Origin of the sequence: Fontibacterium abundans (SeqCode), from assembly GCF_965235095.1 — a bacterium.
GTDB lineage: Bacteria > Pseudomonadota > Alphaproteobacteria > Pelagibacterales > Pelagibacteraceae > Fontibacterium > Fontibacterium abundans.
Genome location: NZ_OZ249405.1, coordinates 1,029,652 through 1,047,925, shown reverse-complemented (window position 1 = coordinate 1,047,925; position 18,274 = coordinate 1,029,652). Strand labels below are relative to the sequence as shown.

Sequence of the window (18,274 nt, the reverse complement as noted above, 5' to 3'; positions counted from 1 at the left end):
TGATACAAAGGTTTTAATTGTGATTCGCTAAGCAAAACATGGAAAAAATAATAACATTTATTAAAGTAAAATTAATTGAGCTTTCTGGCGTAGTAACTATTTTTTCTGGTCTTGCGTACTTTATCTCCTTAACAACATACTCAGCAAACAGCATAAGTTATGTATTTCCCTCAGAAAAAAATATTCATAATAAATTCTTTTCCTTTTTTTATTATCTTTCTGATTTTTTTCTACAAGCTTTTGGTATTTTAGCTTTTTTAATATTTCTTAACTTAATCATCTGGGGCGGATATTTAATAATTAGAAAAAAAATTGAGAATTTCTTTATAAAACTATTATTCTTAATTTTATCGATAATTTTTGGAGCTTTATTCTTTTCAATTAATATTGATCAAAGTTTTTGGCTTCCTGATAATGGCTTTGGTGGTTTTGTTGCTAATTTTATTTCTGAAAAATTGAATATAAAAAATAATTCATTTGGAGCTTATCTTTCGGTTATTTTTTTATCAATATCTCTAATATGTTTTTATTTCAGTGCAGGATTAAATATTCAAGAATGGAAAATTGTTTTTATAACCATAGGAAATTTATTAAGTTTTTTTCCAAAATTAATCTTTAAAATATACGTTAAAAAAAAAAATACTGAAGAAATTGCTATTAATGTGCCTGTACAAGAAAATATCACCCAAAAAATTCAAGAAGAAATCTCAATACAAGAAATTTCTCCTCAACAACAACTTCCTTTGGAAAGTACAAAGACTGAAAGATCTACAAGCTTTAAAATACCTCCTATAAAATTACTTGATGATCCAGTAAAAATAGAAAATCAATTAGATGAGGAAAGTTATAAAACTCAATCAAAATTTCTCGAGAATGTTCTTTTAGATTTTAGTATCTCAGGTGAAATAAAAAGGGTAAGCGCCGGACCTGTTGTAACTTTATATGAATTTGAGCCAACGGCAGGAATTAAAACATCGAAAATTATTAATCTTTCTGAAGACATTGCCCGCAACACAAGCTCTATATCAACAAGGGTGGCGACTGTTCCTGGCAAAAGTACCATAGGAATAGAAATACCAAACAAAGTAAGAGAGAATGTTGCGTTAAAAGAAATAATTTCTAGTAAAGAATTTAATAATAAAGACATTAAAATTCCAATAACACTTGGAAAAAGTATTTCAGGATTTCCGATTGTTGGGGATTTAGTTTCAATGCCGCATCTTTTAATTGCCGGAACTACAGGATCTGGAAAATCAGTCTGCATTAATACTTTAATTCTATCAATTCTTTACAGGCACAAACCTGAAGATTGTAAACTTATTATGATTGATCCAAAAATGTTGGAACTTTCTATCTATCAAGGAATTCCACATCTTTTAACTCCTGTTATTACTGAGCCTAAAAAAGCAACAACAGCTCTAAAGTGGGTCGTTAAAGAAATGGAAAAAAGATATCGAGAAATGACTGAAATTGGAGTGAGAAATATTTCAGGATTTAACGATAAAGCATCTTCTGAGAGCAAGAAAAAAATGCCTTACATTGTTGTCATAGTTGATGAAATGGCGGACTTAATGATGATTGCAGGTAAAGAAATTGAAAACTACATACAAAGGCTTGCGCAAATGGCTAGAGCTGCTGGAATTCATATAGTTATGGCAACACAAAGACCAAGCGTTGATGTTATAACAGGCACAATTAAAGCTAATTTTCCAACAAGAATATCATTTCAAGTAACATCAAAAATAGACAGCAGAACTATATTAGGAGAGCAGGGAGCTGAATTATTACTTGGTAATGGCGACATGCTTTTTATGTCTTCAGCAAGCAGAATAATAAGAATTCACGGTCCTTACGTTTCTGAAAAAGAAATAGAAAGAATTTCAACATTCTTAAGGCTTCAGGGCTCACCAACTTACATTGAAGAAGTAACTAGGATTGAAGAACAAGAAAATGATGAAGTGGTTTTAAACTCAGAAGGAAAAGATGAATTATATAATAAAGCAGTTGAAATAATTAAAACTGAAGGCAAAGCATCGACTAGTTTTTTACAAAGGAAACTTGGAATTGGTTACAACAGAGCGGCCAGAATTATTGATCAAATGGAAGAAGAAAAAATAATTAGCCCAGCAAATCACGTAGGTAAAAGAGAAATCTATTAAAATAAATGAAGAAATTTTTATACATTGTTTTAACAATGTTAATTTCTTTCTGCGTTAATGCGAAAGCATCAGAAAAGGATAAAATAATTGAAAATTTAAAAAAAATAAATTCTATTAAATTCAATTTCACGCAAAACACAAATGACATAGTAGAAAACGGCAATTGTCTCATTGTTTACCCAAAAAAAATGCGCTGTTTATACGAAGAAGAAGACAAAGAGATTATTGTAAATGATGATTATTTATTCCTAATAAACAGAAGAGAAAATAAGAATTATAACTATAATATCAAAGATACTCCTTTGGGCGTTATGTTAGACAAAGAAAGTATTATCGAAAAATTATCAAAAGTAGAAAAATTCGACAAAATAGATAAAAATATAATTGCAATTATTGATCTAAATTCTCAAGAAAGTATTGAGATCTATTTTAACTCTAAAGAAATGAATATTGTTGGGTGGAAAATAAAAAATTATGATAAATCTAGTCTGGAATTCTTAATGAAGAATATTTCAATAAATATTAATACAAACGAAAAATTTGAAATCCCAAAATAAAAATTTATAAATTTTCTGGATTAAAAAATATCTTTTCTGTTTTAAAAATTAACATCCCTCTTGCAAGATAATTTTTTAAGGCATTAGGATGATCCAGTGTACACGTATGAACCCACACTTTGTTAATCTTCTGATTAAAAGAAGTTAAAATTGCATCAGTTAATAAATGCCCGCCAATTCCTTTACCAAAAAATTCTTTAAATATTCCAAAATAAGGAATTTCCATCGATGGAATTTTTGGATCATAAAGTAACTCATAATATCCAGCTAATTCATTTTTTTGTTTTAAAATATATAATTTAAAAAAGTCATTACTGATATAATCCAACCAATCTTGATCGCTCCACTTGAGTCTGTCTCTCCAAAAAAAATCTCTTCCTACTTCTTTATAAAGAAATTTACAAAAATCTACTGTTGGTTCTTTTTCTAGAATAACTTCTAGATTTTTTTCTTTACAAGTTGATGGGATTAAATCGTTCCTTGAAATAAGATGTAGATAAAACCTATCTATGGATCTTTCCATTTTATTTATGGATCATTCTTCCTAATTTTTCTCCACCAAAGATATGAAAATGTAGGTGAGGAACTTCTTGGCCACCGTCTCTGCCGTTATTGCCTAAATATCTATAACCAGAAGTAGACACTCCTAGAATACTAGCAACTTTTCCCAAAGCTCTAATTAAACCTTCAATTTCATCACTTTTAGCATTAACTGCAAAATCATTCATGTCCACATACTCGCCTTTTGGGATTACCAAAACATGAACTTTTGCTTGGGGATTAATATCTTTAAACGCAAGGGAAAACTTATCTTCATAAATTTTATCACAGGGAATTTCTCCTCTTAAAATTTTAGCAAATATATTATTTTTATCGTACATTTTTTTTTCTACTCTTCTTCTCTTGAATTCCTGAAATTTTTTGTCTTCTCTTTAACTCTTTCATAATTGAAGTTATTGAAATTTTCTTAAACTCAAGAAGAACTAAGAAATGATATAATAGATCTGAAGCTTCGTGAATTATATTTTTTTTATTAGAATATTTAGATGAAGCCGCAAGTTCTCTTGCTTCTTCCATAAATTTTTTTATACAAAAATTCTTTCCTTTCTTAAAAAGACTTGCCGTATATGAAATGTTTGGATTTTTATTCTTTTGTTTCTTTATCTTTTTTGTAAGCTGTTCTAAATTTTTAAACATAATTAAATTCTTATTGGTATTCCCTTTTTAATTAAATAGTTTTTTGCATCCATTATGGAATATTCACCATAATGAAAGATTGAGGCTGCCAAAACCGCACTAGCTAAACCTGTATTAAAACCATCATATAAATGATCGAGATTACCAACTCCACCTGATGCTATCACCGGTATAGATACTAAGCTTGAAATAGCCCTTGTTAACTCAAGATCATAACCTGTTTTTGTTCCATCTTTATCCATCGATGTAAGAAGAATTTCCCCGGCGCCATTTTTTTCAATAATTTTTGAGTATTCAATAGCATCAATGCCTGTGGAATTTCTTCCTCCATGAGTAAATATTTCCCATTTATTATTTCCTATTTTTTTTGCATCTATTGCGATCACTATACATTGAGATCCAAATCTAATTGCGCTCTCTTTAATAAAATTATGGTTTTTTACTGCTGCAGTATTAATTGAAACTTTATCCGCTCCTGCGAGCAAAAGGTTTTTAATATCTTCTATGCTACTAATTCCACCACCAACAGTTAGAGGAACAAAACAACTTCTTGCTGTTTCGCTTACCTTGTCTAATAGAATTTTTCTATTTTCACTTGATGCTGTAATATCTAAAAAACATATTTCATCAGCACCTCCTTTGTCATATATTTTTGCTTGCTCTACTGGATCGCCAGCATCTTTTAAATCTACAAAATTAATACCCTTTACAACTCTGCCATCCTTAACATCAAGACAAGGTATAATTCTTTTTTTAAGCATTTTTTTTAAACAAATTTTTTAAGTTCATTTAGCAAAATAGATTTATCATAAATAGCCTTACCAATAATAACGCCATCAAATAAGTCTGCTTTATGTAATTTTTTTATATCTTTTATGTCTGAAACTCCGCCAGAAACAACTAATGGAATGTTAACTCTTGCGACTATTCTTTTTAGCTGAGAAAAATTAACGCCTGCCTTTGTTCCATCTCTATTTATATCTGTATAAATAATTCTGGACACCCCGAAGTCTTCTAACTTTTTCGAAAAATCCATAAGTTTTATTTTTGTTTGCTTAACCCAACCTTTAATAGCTAAAAAGTTATTTCTAACATCTAAAGCAACAGCTATTCTTCCTGGAAATAAATCACATGCTTTCTTTAGAATCTTTGGGTTTTGTATAGCCATAGTTCCAACAACTACCGTAGAAACTCCATTTTTAATCCAAAACGATATTTGTTTTAAAGTTCTAATTCCTCCTCCTAATTGTATGTTTAAATTAATGTTTTTAATGATTTTTATTATAATTTTTTTATTCTTAGATTTTCCTTTTAAAGCACCATCAAGATCTACGAGATGTAAATCCGTAAAACCTTTTTTCTTAAATTGAAGTGCCTGGTTGTACGGAGAAGGATTAAAAATTGTAGTTTTATTAAAATCTCCTTTATAAAGTCTTACGCACTTTCCATCTTTTAAATCTATTGCTGGAAATATTATCATTACAAATTCCAATTCAAAAAGTTAGACAATAACTTAATTCCATTTTCCTGACTTTTTTCAGGGTGAAATTGGGTGCCAAAAATATTTTCTTTTAAAAGAGCAACAACAACTGATTTCTCATAATCTGTGGTGCAGACAACATCATTAATATTCTCCGCTTCAAATGCATAGCTATGCACGAAATAAAAATGAGATAAATTTTTAATATCTAAAAATAAATCATTTTTTTTAACAATGTTAACTTCATTCCAACCCATATGAGGTAATTTTAAATCTTTATTGTTAAGTTTTATTTTTTTTACAGAGCCTTTAATCCAACCAAATCCCTTGGTAACCTCTTCTTCAAATCCTTGATCTGAAAAAAGTTGCATACCAACACAAATTCCAAAAATTGGTTTCTTTTTTATTAAAACAAATTCATTAATAGAATCCCACAAGCCAGATATATTTTTTACTCCCAAAGCGCACTGTCTGTAGGAGCCCTGGCCAGGCAATATAATCTTGTCTGAAGCTAAAATATCTTTTGGTTTATTAGATATTTTTATACTTATCTTTTTATTAACTTTTGTGGCTGCAAGCTCTAAAGCTTTAGAAACGGAATTAAGATTCCCGGTTCCATAATCAACTATTGATACATACATTTAAAAAATCTTTAAAGTATTCCTTTAGTAGAAGGCAAAGAATCTCCTGCTCTTGCGTCTTTTTCTAATGCGAGACGTAAAGCTCTCGCTAATCCTTTAAAACAAGATTCAATAATGTGGTGACTATTATCACCATAAACATTTTCTATGTGCAAAGTAATACCAGCACTTTGTGAAAAAGCCTGGAACCATTCTTTAAATAGTTCAGTGTCCATTTCTCCAAGCTTTTCTACTTTTAATTTTACATTCCAAACCAAGTAAGGTCTGTTTGATATATCAAGAGAAACTCTGCTTAATGTTTCGTCCATTGGAATATAAGCATGCGCATATCTTTTAATGCCTTTTTTATCTCCCAAAGCTTTAGCAATAGCCTCGCCTATAACAATTCCTGAATCTTCCGTTGTGTGGTGCAGATCAATGTGTAAATCACCTTTTGCTTTCAAATTTATATCTACCAAAGAGTGTTTTGATAGTTGTTCAAGCATGTGATTTAAAAAACCAATTCCGGTATCTATATTATAAATGCCTTTGCCGTCTAAATTTACCTCTGCCTCTATAGATGTCTCTTTAGTTTTTCTATTAACTTTTGCGATCCTCATATGAATTAACAATCTATATATAGAAAAACTAACGTTATCAATAAATTAGCTTTAATAGTTAAATAAATACTATTCTATAATCTTTTTTTTAATCTTAATAAAAAAGCTCCAGATCCACCTAAATTTTGATCTGGTTCTTCCATAGAATTAATAATATCTGAAAAATTATCTTTGATAAAATTTGGAATTGCATATTTTAATAAGCTTAAATCTTCTGACAAATAAGGATTCTCCTTAACCTTAGATCTTAAACCTTTGCCAGTGATAATTAAAATATTTCTTAAATCTTTCTGATAACAATTTTCTACAATGCCTCTTATCTTCTCAAAAGATTCTTGCAATGAATAGCCATGTAAATCTATTTTAAAATCAATATGATCTTGCTTTTTATTTCCTTTTATAGGTTTTTTAGATATTTCGCCTTTATCACCATCTAAAAATTTTTGGTTTTTAAAATCTTCCCAGGCTTTTATATCTTCTGAATTTGTAGAGTTTTTATTATTCTTTGACATGCACATCCTGTGCAATTTCAGTTAAATTCCAAGTAGGATCATCAGAATTTAGATCTCTTGAAAAGCTCCAAACATCATTAACCGTTTGTATCTCTTCGGGACTGCCCTCAATAATATTGTTATTGGCATCTTTAATGCAGGATATAATCTCGCTCACAAATCTAGTTTTGACAGTATAAAAACTATCTTTCTTGTCCACGTTCTCTATTTTTGCTTTTTTAATTCCTATGAAAGTAAATTGATTAACATATTTTTTATTTTTTCTTTCATCAAGAACATCGACAAAGCTTTTATAAACTTCTGGTGACGTTAAATCTTTTAAAGTCTTTTTGTCTGCAGCAGCAAATGCATTAACGATCATTTCATAGGCTGCTTGAGCGCCTTTTAAAAAAGTCTCTTCTTTAAATTCTTTTAAATTAATATTTTCTTCACCTCTTGATGGATTAACATCCTCAAATTGAGCATCAACTACGACTGATTTCTTTGCTCTAACTGGACCATCTTCGGCTCCTTTACCAAGAACATTCCTAAGTCTTAAAATAATTATGCCCGCCACTATGGCAAGCAATACAATGTCTATATAGCCAAAATTGTCATTCATTTAAGGGTATTTTAGATTAAATATTTAAAAATTAATACATTTAAATTTAGATCGAATTAAATGATATTTAATATAAAAAAATATATTTAAATAATACAAAAATTCATATTTTTAAAATGGAAGAAAAAAATAAAGAAAATTCTAAATACCAAATTATAGCAAACTACGTAAAAGATTTATCTTTTGAAATTCCATCTCCAGACTGCTTTGTAGATGCGGCTCAAAATCTTGGTAAATATGAGACAAAAGTTGATATTTCTAACAAGCCTCTAAAAAATGGGATGCTAGAACTAAATTTAAAACTTATTTTTGAGGCACCAAAAGAAGTGCTAAATAAAATTCACGCCGAAGCTTGTCTTGCTGTGGTATTTAAAATTACCAATACAGAATTAAAAGCAGAGGAAGTTAAAAGAATTATTCTTGCAGAAATACCTGATTTATATGCAAAAAAACTAACAGATCTTATTACAGAATTATTTCAAAAATCAGGCTTTAAAGAATTTAAATTTAAGAAAGAAATTAACTTTAACGAACTATACAAACAACAGTCTGCTAATCTAACGCAAAAGCATTAGAAACATTTTTTTTTAAAAATTTCTTGTATTCTTCCATTTGTTCCGGTGAAACTTTAACAATAACACCTTCTCTGTTCTCATTACTCATCTTCATCTTTTCATTAAAAATTTTATCATTAGACATTAGATCAAGCGTTAATTCCTTTTTATCAATTAATTCGATGTAAACTTTTGAGAGTAAATGACAGTCCAAAAGTGCAGAATGCTTTTCTCTAGCCGCAATACTAATTTTAAATCTCTTACACAAGGCGTCTAGGCTATTCCCAACACCTGGAAATTTAGATCTAGCAATCTGTAGGGTGTCTAAAATATCGGATTTTAGAATTGGTTTTATATTTAGTCTTCTTAATTCATTATTTAAAAATCCAAGATCAAAATCTGCATTATGAATGATAAGTTTTTTATCTTTAATAAAATTAAGAAAATCTTTAGCAACATCTTTAAACTTGGGTTTGTTTGATAAAAATTCATCAGAGTAGCCGTGGACACTAAAAGCATCTGCTGAGACCTTAGTCTCGGGATTTAAAAAAGTATGAAAAATATTTTTTGTTGGTATGTGATTGCTTAATTCCACGCAGGCAATTTCTACGATTCTATCTTTCTCTGCTGACAGCCCCGTTGTCTCTGTATCTAAAATAACTTCAATCATTAATTTAAAAGAATCTTATCAATAATATTTTTTACCTGCAATTTAACTTTATTTTTAGAACTGTTATAAATTATAAAATCGGCATAGCTTTCTTTCACCTTTTCGCTTATCTGCTGTTTTTTTAATATATTTAAAAATTCTTTATCTAAGTTTTTTCTTTTTTTAATTCTACTCAAAAAAGAACTAGATCCAGTTTTGACAAGAATAAAAATATCAACAAAATCGAACATTTTATTTTCCACTAAAAGTGGAACATCCAAAACGACTAATTTATTTTTTTTAGATTTAGTTAGAAAAAAGTCTAATCTCTTTCTAACTGTTGGATGAATAATCTTGTTCAAAAATCTAAATTTGTTTGGGTTTTTTTTAAGGGAAGCCCTAAGCTCCTGTTTGTTTATTTTGCCTTTATAAAGTTTTAACTTAAAAAATTTTGAAATCTTTTTATTAACAATCTTATTGTTCTTATAAATATCGGCAACCTCATTATCTGCTGAAAAAATATTAAAACCTATTTCTCTAAAAATATTTGCAACGTAAGATTTGCCACTTCCAACAGATCCTAAAATACCTACTCTAACCATTAATTTTTTTTCTGAGTTTTTTATAAATATCTTTTGTTATTTTTGGATTTTTCTTATTCCAAATATAAAATGCTTTCTGCGCTTGATAAATGAACATATCCAATCCTGTGAAAGTTTTGTGACCATTCTTTCTTGCATCCTTTAAAAACCTTGTGTTTTCTGGATTATAAACAATATCAACCACATTAATTTTTTTATGAAAAATACTAAAATCAAATTTTAAATCCCTTTGGCCAAGCATGCCAAGGCTTGTAACATTAATTAAAATTTGGGCATCTCCAAATAATTTGTAGCGATCATCCCATTTAATTGGATAAACAATTTTTTTAAATTTCTTTTTAAAAATTTTTAACTTCGAAAATGTCCTATTGGTTATATATATTTTTTTTACTCCCCTTTGAATTAAAGCAAGAATAATAGAAGAGGTAACACCTCCAGCGCCAATAATTCCCGCCGTCTTAATTCTGGCTTTAACTTTTCTTAAAACACCCGAAGAGAAGCCATAAACATCAGTATTGTCTCCAACTAATTTTTTTTTATTTAAGTAAACGGTATTCACTGAAGAGGTTTTTAAAGCATCTCCCTTTAAAATATCTAAATATTTAATAACACTATTTTTAAAAGGAATAGTTACATTAATTCCCTCTATTTCTCTTTTTCTCACTTTGTTTAAAATTTTCTTTATTGAACTTTTTGTCGTTTCTAACTTTTTATATTCACAATTAATTTTATTTTTATGAAACCAATAATTATGCAAAAAGGGAGACAAAGAATGCTTAATAGGATTTCCAATAACTAAAAAATTTTTTCTATTTTTCATTTAATTTATAATAGTTAATTAATTGTTTAATTGGCATTCCCATCACAGAATATTCATCTCCTTTTATTTCTTCAAATAAATCTTTGCCGGGTCCTTCTATTTGATAAACGCCATATTTCTTGATGGTTTCTAGCCCTACTTTTTGTAAATAATCTTTAATAAAATTATCCGAAAACTGCCTCATCTTTAAAACAGCCTGTTCTGTGTGCACCCAAATAATCGAGCCATTTTTACTCAAACAAATAGAGCTAAACAAAGAATGTTCTTTGCCATTTAGTTTTTTCATCAAGCTTATTGCTAATTCCATATTTTCTGGTTTGTTAAATATATTGCCTTCAAAATCTAAAACTTGATCAGCGCCTAGAACAGTCTGGCCATAAAATTTACTACTTATTTTTTTTGCTTTTGTTTCGGCAAGGGCTCTTGAAATATCAAATGAACTAAATTTCTCTGCCAACAAAGAGTTTTTAATTTCATCCTCATCTATATTGGCCGCTTCTACTTTAACGTTAAAACTAAAATCATTTAAAATTTTTAGCCTTATCCCGCTAGCGGATGCTAAAATTATATTTCTCATTAGCTATTTTTAATTTCGTGAATCTTTATAATTGAGGCGGCCGTTTCTTCTACTGACTTTCGTGTTACATCAATTGTCGGGATGTTGTTTACTTTAAAAACCTTTCTACTTTCTTCAAGCTCTTCCTTTATTCTTTCTATATCAACATAAGAAGTGTGCTTTTCTTCGCTTAATGTATTTAGTCTATTTTTTCTTATATCCACTAATCTTTCTGGGTCAGCGATCAACCCCACTATTGTCTTTTTTTTATTTTTTAAAACTTCTTCTGGTATTTTTTGATTTGGAACCATTGGAATGTTAGCTGATTTGTAGCCTCTGTTTGCAAGATAAATTGTTGTTGGAGTTTTGCTGGTTCTGCTAATTCCTAAAATAATTATATCTGCTTCTAAAATTGTTTCTAATTTTTGACCATCGTCGTGCTCAATACTAAATTGCATTGCAGCAATTTTTTTATAATATTCTTTATTTAAAATATGCTGTCCACTTGGCTTTCTGTTTGCTTTTCTATTGAGGGCACTTTCAAATTTTGGGATTAAATAGTCCAAAACCCCAAAGCAAGGAATTTTATGTTTTTCTGTTTCTTGTATTAAAAAAACAGTCACCGCAGGTTCCACGAGAGTATAAAGCACTATTGGATTTCCAAGCTTATTACATTTTTCCAATAAAGTTGCTATTTGCGCCTCCGTTCTAACAAAAGAAAAGTGGTGCAAGTTATTGTTAAAATTTTCGAATTGGGCCTTCAAAGCGAGAAATATTCTATTAAGAGTTTCGCCGGTTGAATCTGATACTAAAAAAACGTTATATTTTCTGTCCATAACTCTGTTGGTAAGCCTTTATAATTATCCTTTATACATTTCTAACTTTAAAAACAGCAAAGGTTAACAGTTAATAAATTGTTGTTATGTAATTAATAACATTAATAAGTTTATTTTTTAATATTTTAGATTTGTTGGTAATTTTAAATAAACAACATAAATATAAAGTTATTAAAAAAATTTAATCAACAAAACTTGTTAATAAACTGTTAATAAAAATATAAACACATTACTAACATAACCATATAATACTACTATTTTAACTAATATTTATTAATGAGTAGTTCACTTCAATATTCTCTTTTAAAAAAACAAAAAAATTTTCCTATATGGTTTATGAGACAAGCTGGGAGATATCTTCCAGAATATCAAAAAATAAGGAAAAAAAATAAAAATTTTATTAATTTTTGTTTAAATATAAAAGACGCAACAAAAGTTTCATTACAACCTATAAATAGGTTTAATTTAGATGCAGCTATAGTTTTTTCAGACATTTTATTAATCTTAAACGCAAGCGGCCAAAAAGTAGAATTTAAAGAAAAAAAAGGACCAATTTTAGAAAATTATAATTTAAATAAATTTTATAAAACAAAGGACAAAATTTTTATAAAAAAACTAGAAAATGTTTATAAAATATTAAAAAAAATAAAAAAAACATTACCAAAAGAAAAAGCATTAATAGGCTTTGCTGGATCCCCATGGACGCTTTTAACCTACATGATTAACAAAGGTTCGCCGAAAAAAAATATAAAATTTTTAAAAAATCTTAAAAAGAAAGAAGTAATAAAAATAATTAAAAGATTAGAACACTTAATTTATGTCCACTGTAAAGAACAAATATTAGCGGGAGCGGACATTATACAGTTGTTTGATAGTTGGGCGGGTTTGGTTGAAAAAAAAAACTTAAAGGAATTTTGCATTAACCCAAACAAAAATATCGTCAACAAAATTAAAAAAAATTTTCCAAACAACCCAATTATTTGTTTTCCGAAGGGAATTAACAAAAATATTAATAATTTTATAAAAGAGGTAAAACCGCATGGCATTAATATTGATTATGATATTAATCTTAAGAAATTAAATTTAAATAATGATGTGGTTTTTCAAGGAGGAATGAATCCAAAATTTCTACTAGGAAATAATAAAAGAATGTTTAATGAAGCAAAAAAATATTTAAATTTTTTCAAAAACAAACCATACATATTTAATTTGGGACATGGAATATTGCCAAAAACGAAGCCAGAAAACGTTAAAAGGCTTGTTGAGTTTGTAAGGAGCTATAATTTATGAGTTTTGATTTAGATAAAATAAATCACCCTAAAGTGAAATTTGGAAAAACCGGAGTTTTACTGGTTAACCTTGGAACACCAGATTCAACGAGTTGGTGGGATATTAGAAAATATTTAAAAGAGTTTTTGTCTGACACGAGAGTAATAGAAGTTAATCCTATTCTTTGGCAAATAATTTTAAACTTATTTATATTAACCTTCAGACCCTCAAAAACAGCGCATGCTTATAAGCAAATTTGGATGAACGATACCAATGAATCGCCGCTTAGATATTATACTAAAAGCCAAACCCAAAAATTAAAAGAAAAGATAGGCAGTGATAATGTTATTGTTGATTTTGCAATGAGGTATGGAAACCCAAGCATAAAAAGTAAACTAGATTTTTTGCAGAAAGAAGGGTGCGAAAAAATTATTATTTTTCCTTTATACCCACAATATGCAGCAGCGACCACAGCAACTGTGTGTGATGAAGTTTATAGAAATTTAATAAAAATGAGATGGCAGCCCAGCTTACAAACGATTCCACATTATGAAAGCGAACCCCTGTTTATTGATGCGCTTGTAAAAAGTATAAAAAAGAAAGTCTCAGAAATTAAATGGAAGCCAGATTTAATCCTGGCCTCTTATCACGGCATACCAAAAAAATATTTTACAAAAGGTGACCCATATCATTGTTATTGCCAAAAAACGACGCGACTGATGAAAGAAAAATTTAAAGACATTCCTATCGAGACGACTTTTCAATCAAGGTTTGGACCGGATGAGTGGTTAACTCCATACACAGACAAAACTTTAGAGGAGCTACCTAACAATGGTAAAAAAAATGTGCTTATGATATGTCCTGGATTTTCATCAGATTGTGTTGAGACTTTAGAGGAAATAGCAATTCAAGGAAAAGAAAGCTTTATAGAAAATGGTGGAGAAAATTATGATATTGTTCCATGTCTAAATGATAATGAAGGCCACATTAAAATGATGGAGCATATTGTTAAAAAATATTTAGTTAATTAATGAATTTATATTTAACGCTTAAAGCAATTCACGTTATAGCCGTTATTTCATGGATGGTTGGGCTTTTGTATTTACCAAGATTATTTGTTTATCACGTTGAAAATAATAGCACCGAATCTTCTAAAATTTTTAAAGTGATGGAAAAAAGATTAATGAAAATAATTATGAACCCAGCTATGATTGTTACTTGGGCATCCGGCTTATCTGTTTTGTGGATTTTAGGATTTAATAGTATCTTTTCTTTATGGTTATCTATTAAATTTTTACTTGTAATAGCTCTTTCTGGCTATCATGGTTTCTTATCTAAATGCTTGAAGGATTTTGAGTTTGATAGAAATATAAGAAGTTCAAAATTTTTTAGAGTTATAAATGAAATACCAACTATTATACTGATAATCATTGTCTTTTTGGCTATTTTTAAACCCGCTTGAAAGATAATTAATTATTGTTATATTCCTTCCACACCTAAAAGTTTCACAAGACAATCCCAAATATAAATGAACCTCCAAGAATTAAAAAATAAAACGCCAGCAGATTTAATTTTAGAAGCTGAAAAGCTAGGAATCGAAAACCCAAGCACAATGCGAAAACAAGAAATCTTGTTCGCAATTCTTAAAAAATTTGCTGAAAAAAATGAAAAGATTACAGGAAGCGGTGTTCTTGAAACATTACAAGATGGTTTTGGTTTTTTAAGAGCCACAGAGTCTAATTATTTACCAGGGCCCGATGATATTTATGTAAGCCCAAGCCAAATTAGAAGATTTGGTCTTAGAAAAGGAGATACGGTTGAAGGAGAAATTAGAGCCCCAAAAGATTCTGAGAGATATTTTGCGCTTTTACAAGTTAGTAAAATAAATTTTGAAGATCCTGAAAAATCTAGAAATAAAATTAACTTTGATAACTTAACACCCTTATACCCAGATGAGCGTATAAATTTAGAAGTTGAATCTAATAAAGCTGACAAAAAACCAGATTTAACAGCAAGACTAATTGATCTTGTAACTCCTATTGGAAAAGGTCAAAGAGCTTTAATCGTGTCACCACCAAGAGCTGGTAAAACAGTAATACTTCAAAACATTGCACATTCTATTACAGCAAATCATCCAGAGATTTATTTAATAGTTTTACTTATTGATGAAAGACCAGAGGAAGTTACGGACATGCAAAGATCTGTAAAAGGTGAAGTTGTCAGCTCAACATTTGATGAACCGGCAATGAGACACGTTCAGGTAGCTGAGATGGTAATTGAGAAAGCAAAAAGATTAGCAGAGCATAAAAAAGATGTGGTGATTTTATTAGATTCTATCACGCGATTAGGAAGAGCTTATAACGCAGTTGTTCCAAGTTCAGGAAAAGTATTAACGGGTGGTGTTGATGCGAACGCATTACAAAGACCAAAAAGATTTTTTGGAGCGGCAAGAAACATTGAAGAGGGTGGATCTTTAACAATTATTTCTACAGCATTAATTGAAACTGGTTCAAGAATGGATGAAGTCATTTTTGAAGAATTTAAAGGAACGGGTAATGCCGAAGTTATTTTAGATAGAAAGATTGCAGATAAGAGAATTTTCCCAGCAATCGATATTACAAAATCTGGAACTCGAAAAGAAGACTTGTTATTCAAGAAGGAAGACCTTCAAAAGATGAACGTTTTAAGAAGACTTATTGCGCCAATGGGAAATATGGAAGCAATAGAATTTTTAATTGGTAAATTAAGAGAGACAAAAAACAACGCTGAATTTTTTGACTCAATGAATAAGTCCGCTTAATTATTCCTTAGTGGATTTGTCTTTCAGATCCAGGGTTGTTTCCAATAATATAAAAATTTATTATCTGATTAATAAGTAAATTTCTCTCATTCAAAGTTTTTGCCTCAAGCAAACCTTGTTTTTCGCTTACGGAGAAAGGACATATCATTGATAGCGAATTTATTAACTGATCTGGTTCAACTTTTTCAACAATCTTCCAGTCCGTAGATAGATGATGAATTTTAAATAGTTTTCTAGCTTTATCTATAAGCTGCAGTACATCAATTTTGTCATTGAATTTTATTTTTTCTAAATCATCTAAAAACTCATCATAGGTTACTCTAAATTTTCTATAAGGAAGTTCAGTCTCAGCTTCATCTAAAATTCTAAATCGCACTAAGCCTTTAAGGTTTATTAAATATCTGCCGTCCGCTGTTTGTGTGTGAGTGTCTATTTTGCCAAGACAGCCAACACTAAATACTTCAGGTTTTTTTGGATTGTTACTTTCCCTAGTTTGAATCATTCCAATCATTTTATTTGAGGCCAAAGCATCTTCGACCATTTTTTTATATCTAGGCTCAAATATGTTGAGAGGTAAAATTGTATTTGGAAAGAACACCGCATTAGCAAGTGGGAAAATAGATATTTCCTGTGGAATTTCTTTTTTATTAAAAGTTGTCATTATGAATTAATATAGTGTTTAATTTGCTTTATTCAATTTCACTTTTCAATTGATTAAAATTTATTTTCATTTAATTTCACTGGATTATTAAGCGGGTGTAGCTCAGTGGTAGAGCGAATCGTTGCCAACGATTAGGTCGTGGGTTCAATTCCCTTCACCCGCTCCAAATCAGCAAGTAATCATTAATCCTTTTTAAACTTCCTTATTTTTTTATTTTATAACCACTGCAAATAAAATTTGAAGGAAAAACTAAATCTTCTTCAAAATTTTTTAACCAATTTTTTGGAATATTATAATCATTATTAAAATAATCTAAATTGTTCTCATATTTCTTTAAAATTCCAAAAAAAGAAAATTTTCTTAAAATACCCGAAAAAGGAACAGTAGTTTTTTTCCAAACGGAAAAATAAAATAATTTTGAAATATTATTAATATTAGTAAAATAATTTTGTATTGTTTTTTTGTCCATCTCGTGAATACAGTCAATAGCAATAGTTAAATCAAAATTGTTATTTTTAATTAAATTTAATTGGTGTGGCATTATGAAAGAAATATCAAAATTATTTATCGAATTATTTAATTCTACCGAATCTTGTAAATCGTAAAGCAGCCCTATTTTTTTTGTATTAAAAACCTTTTTAAGTCTTTCGTATGAAACAAATAATGCTGGAGGAATATCGCAAATTGTATATTTTATATTGCTGTGGGATGTTAAAATTGCTTGACTGGTTCTTCCAGAACCCGCCCCAATTTCTAAAATATTTTGTATATTAGAAAAATTAGAAAATTTATTAATTTTTTCATAGTCTAAAAGAGAATTAATTTTATCAGATGTTATTTTGGAATCATTTATTTTAATATATGGATCATTGTAACTTAAATATCCTTCATCAGATAATTTGTCTAATTTATCAAATGATTTTGAATTTCTTAAATTTAGCCACAACAAATAAGTTAAATTATTATATTTCATACTTTCCACATAAGACAATCCAGCCTGTTTTTTGAAAAGATTAATTTTTTCAGAAGGAAAAGTATTTTCTACATTTATCATTGCTTGTTTGATTTGATCTTCAGTTACATCTATAAAAGTGTAGTAATTTTTTGCTACAGATGTTGAATAATTTTCTAAATTTTTGTTTTTAAGTTGAGAAAGATTTCTAATATTTAAATAATGCCAATACTTAGAAACTAATTTATAACTTTCGGACTGTATAAAACAATCAATCATTTTTATTAGTTCATTATTTAAATCTAATTTGTATTTGTTTCTTACCCAAAATTTTTTAAAGTTATATTTATTTTTTGTCCAAAGATTTTTAAATTTAGACATAATTATCGACATATTTAATTTTGAAAAACGATAATATTTCTACAATATAAATATTCTTGCTTAAAAAAAGATCAACAAAAATTATAGGTAAAAATTTTTTATTAATAAATTTTATACCACAACTCGTAATGGCATCAAAGTCGCATATAGCTCTTAATTCTAGCAAAGTTTTAGAATATAGTTCTGATTATTGGATCTGGGTTCAACCAAAAAAACAGAAAACATTTTGTGCGATGGGTCATTTTGGTCATGTGTGTACAATCATCTTCAAAAATTATAATTCTCCAAGTTGTTGCTTGAAATAGATACACTTGGAGAAATTTTTTTGACAGTGAGAGTATAGCGTTTAATTTATTGTGTGCGAATATTTTAAAAGATTTAAATTGTAGAGTTGAATAAAACAAAATTTTAAATGAATCTCAGGCAGACAACTTTCTAAAGTAGGAAG

At 28.8% G+C, this 18,274-nt stretch carries 23 protein-coding genes and 1 tRNA gene; 8 read left to right on the top strand and 16 right to left on the bottom strand.

Annotated elements, in window-relative coordinates:
- Positions 1-38 precede the first annotated feature (38 nt).
- Together AC8GER_RS05810 and AC8GER_RS05805 are read left to right on the top strand one after the other, a co-directional pair.
- Complete coding sequence (locus AC8GER_RS05810; RefSeq protein WP_506597888.1) at positions 39-2,159, top strand: DNA translocase FtsK; 2,121 nt, start codon at positions 39-41, stop codon at positions 2,157-2,159.
- Positions 2,160-2,164: 5 nt separating this feature from the next.
- The gene (locus tag AC8GER_RS05805; protein ID WP_506597887.1) at positions 2,165-2,716 is read left to right on the top strand and encodes a LolA family protein; all 552 of its coding nucleotides are present in this window, start codon (positions 2,165-2,167) and stop codon (positions 2,714-2,716) included.
- A 4-nt stretch (positions 2,717-2,720) separates the two neighbouring features.
- Here the strand turns inward: AC8GER_RS05805 and AC8GER_RS05800 are convergent, their stop codons facing one another.
- From AC8GER_RS05800 to AC8GER_RS05760, 9 genes are all read right to left on the bottom strand, one after another.
- Entirely contained in the window at positions 2,721-3,239 is a 519-nt protein-coding gene (locus AC8GER_RS05800; RefSeq protein ID WP_506597886.1) for a GNAT family N-acetyltransferase, read from the bottom strand.
- Position 3,240: 1 nt separating this feature from the next.
- Complete coding sequence (locus AC8GER_RS05795) at positions 3,241-3,597, bottom strand: histidine triad nucleotide-binding protein (RefSeq protein WP_506597885.1); 357 nt, start codon at positions 3,595-3,597, stop codon at positions 3,241-3,243.
- A complete protein-coding gene (gene hisE / locus AC8GER_RS05790) occupies positions 3,587-3,913 on the bottom strand; it encodes a phosphoribosyl-ATP diphosphatase (protein ID WP_506597884.1) in 327 nt (108 codons plus the stop codon). The genes AC8GER_RS05795 and hisE overlap by 11 nt, the downstream gene beginning before the upstream one ends.
- Before the next feature lie 2 nt (positions 3,914-3,915).
- Positions 3,916-4,674 (bottom strand): imidazole glycerol phosphate synthase subunit HisF, encoded by a 759-nt coding sequence (hisF, locus tag AC8GER_RS05785; RefSeq protein ID WP_506597883.1) that lies wholly within the window; start codon positions 4,672-4,674, stop codon positions 3,916-3,918.
- A 5-nt stretch (positions 4,675-4,679) separates the two neighbouring features.
- Complete coding sequence (gene hisA / locus AC8GER_RS05780) at positions 4,680-5,393, bottom strand: 1-(5-phosphoribosyl)-5-[(5-phosphoribosylamino)methylideneamino]imidazole-4-carboxamide isomerase (RefSeq protein WP_506597882.1); 714 nt, start codon at positions 5,391-5,393, stop codon at positions 4,680-4,682.
- A complete protein-coding gene (gene hisH / locus AC8GER_RS05775; protein WP_506597881.1) occupies positions 5,393-6,034 on the bottom strand; it encodes an imidazole glycerol phosphate synthase subunit HisH in 642 nt (213 codons plus the stop codon). Before hisH ends, hisA begins: the two co-directional genes overlap by 1 nt.
- 11 nt (positions 6,035-6,045) lie before the next feature.
- The gene (gene hisB, locus AC8GER_RS05770; protein ID WP_506597880.1) at positions 6,046-6,633 is read right to left on the bottom strand and encodes an imidazoleglycerol-phosphate dehydratase HisB; all 588 of its coding nucleotides are present in this window, start codon (positions 6,631-6,633) and stop codon (positions 6,046-6,048) included.
- 74 nt (positions 6,634-6,707) lie between these two features.
- Positions 6,708-7,145 carry a Smr/MutS family protein gene (locus AC8GER_RS05765; protein ID WP_506597879.1) on the bottom strand — a complete coding sequence of 146 codons (438 nt, stop codon included), beginning with the start codon at positions 7,143-7,145 and terminating at the stop codon, positions 6,708-6,710.
- A complete protein-coding gene (locus tag AC8GER_RS05760; protein WP_506597878.1) occupies positions 7,132-7,746 on the bottom strand; it encodes a Tim44/TimA family putative adaptor protein in 615 nt (204 codons plus the stop codon). The genes AC8GER_RS05765 and AC8GER_RS05760 overlap by 14 nt, the downstream gene beginning before the upstream one ends.
- Before the next feature lie 116 nt (positions 7,747-7,862).
- Here AC8GER_RS05760 and AC8GER_RS05755 point away from each other — a divergent pair, with 116 nt between their 5' ends.
- Positions 7,863-8,321: a protein-export chaperone SecB gene (locus AC8GER_RS05755; RefSeq protein WP_506597877.1), complete on the top strand. Its 459-nt coding sequence runs from the start codon at positions 7,863-7,865 to the stop codon at positions 8,319-8,321.
- Here the strand turns inward: AC8GER_RS05755 and dnaQ are convergent.
- The 5 genes from dnaQ to AC8GER_RS05730 are packed head-to-tail and all read right to left on the bottom strand — an operon-like array spanning position 8,299 to position 11,763.
- Positions 8,299-8,970: a DNA polymerase III subunit epsilon gene (gene dnaQ, locus AC8GER_RS05750; protein WP_506597876.1), complete on the bottom strand. Its 672-nt coding sequence runs from the start codon at positions 8,968-8,970 to the stop codon at positions 8,299-8,301. The two genes, AC8GER_RS05755 and dnaQ, sit on opposite strands and share 23 nt — an antisense overlap.
- Positions 8,970-9,551 carry a dephospho-CoA kinase gene (gene coaE, locus AC8GER_RS05745; RefSeq protein ID WP_506597875.1) on the bottom strand — a complete coding sequence of 194 codons (582 nt, stop codon included), beginning with the start codon at positions 9,549-9,551 and terminating at the stop codon, positions 8,970-8,972. The genes dnaQ and coaE overlap by 1 nt, the downstream gene beginning before the upstream one ends.
- A complete protein-coding gene (gene aroE, locus AC8GER_RS05740) occupies positions 9,544-10,371 on the bottom strand; it encodes a shikimate dehydrogenase (protein ID WP_506597874.1) in 828 nt (275 codons plus the stop codon). The genes coaE and aroE overlap by 8 nt, the downstream gene beginning before the upstream one ends.
- Positions 10,361-10,948 (bottom strand): nucleoside triphosphate pyrophosphatase, encoded by a 588-nt coding sequence (locus AC8GER_RS05735; protein ID WP_506597873.1) that lies wholly within the window; start codon positions 10,946-10,948, stop codon positions 10,361-10,363. The genes aroE and AC8GER_RS05735 overlap by 11 nt, the downstream gene beginning before the upstream one ends.
- A complete protein-coding gene (locus AC8GER_RS05730) occupies positions 10,948-11,763 on the bottom strand; it encodes a pyruvate, water dikinase regulatory protein (protein WP_506597872.1) in 816 nt (271 codons plus the stop codon). Before AC8GER_RS05730 ends, AC8GER_RS05735 begins: the two co-directional genes overlap by 1 nt.
- Positions 11,764-12,039: 276 nt before the next feature.
- Here AC8GER_RS05730 and hemE point away from each other — a divergent pair, with 276 nt between their 5' ends.
- The 4 genes from hemE to rho all read left to right on the top strand — a co-directional run bounded on the left by hemE (position 12,040) and on the right by rho (position 15,832).
- On the top strand, positions 12,040-13,053 hold the full coding sequence (hemE, locus tag AC8GER_RS05725) for a uroporphyrinogen decarboxylase (RefSeq protein ID WP_506597871.1): 1,014 nt from the start codon (positions 12,040-12,042) through the stop codon (positions 13,051-13,053).
- Positions 13,050-14,063: a ferrochelatase gene (gene hemH / locus AC8GER_RS05720; RefSeq protein ID WP_506597870.1), complete on the top strand. Its 1,014-nt coding sequence runs from the start codon at positions 13,050-13,052 to the stop codon at positions 14,061-14,063. Before hemE ends, hemH begins: the two co-directional genes overlap by 4 nt.
- Entirely contained in the window at positions 14,063-14,494 is a 432-nt protein-coding gene (gene hemJ / locus AC8GER_RS05715; RefSeq protein WP_506597869.1) for a protoporphyrinogen oxidase HemJ, read from the top strand. The genes hemH and hemJ overlap by 1 nt, the downstream gene beginning before the upstream one ends.
- A gap of 66 nt (positions 14,495-14,560) precedes the next feature.
- A complete protein-coding gene (gene rho / locus AC8GER_RS05710) occupies positions 14,561-15,832 on the top strand; it encodes a transcription termination factor Rho (RefSeq protein ID WP_017970156.1) in 1,272 nt (423 codons plus the stop codon).
- A gap of 7 nt (positions 15,833-15,839) precedes the next feature.
- Here rho and AC8GER_RS05705 read toward each other — a convergent pair whose 3' ends face one another.
- Complete coding sequence (locus AC8GER_RS05705; protein ID WP_506597868.1) at positions 15,840-16,493, bottom strand: LON peptidase substrate-binding domain-containing protein; 654 nt, start codon at positions 16,491-16,493, stop codon at positions 15,840-15,842.
- A gap of 91 nt (positions 16,494-16,584) precedes the next feature.
- On the opposite strand from AC8GER_RS05705, the gene AC8GER_RS05700 reads away from it, so the two are divergent.
- A tRNA-Gly gene (locus AC8GER_RS05700) sits at positions 16,585-16,659 on the top strand.
- A gap of 36 nt (positions 16,660-16,695) precedes the next feature.
- Here the strand turns inward: AC8GER_RS05700 and AC8GER_RS05695 are convergent.
- Entirely contained in the window at positions 16,696-17,826 is a 1,131-nt protein-coding gene (locus AC8GER_RS05695; RefSeq protein ID WP_506597867.1) for a putative sugar O-methyltransferase, read from the bottom strand.
- Positions 17,827-18,274 lie beyond the last annotated feature (448 nt).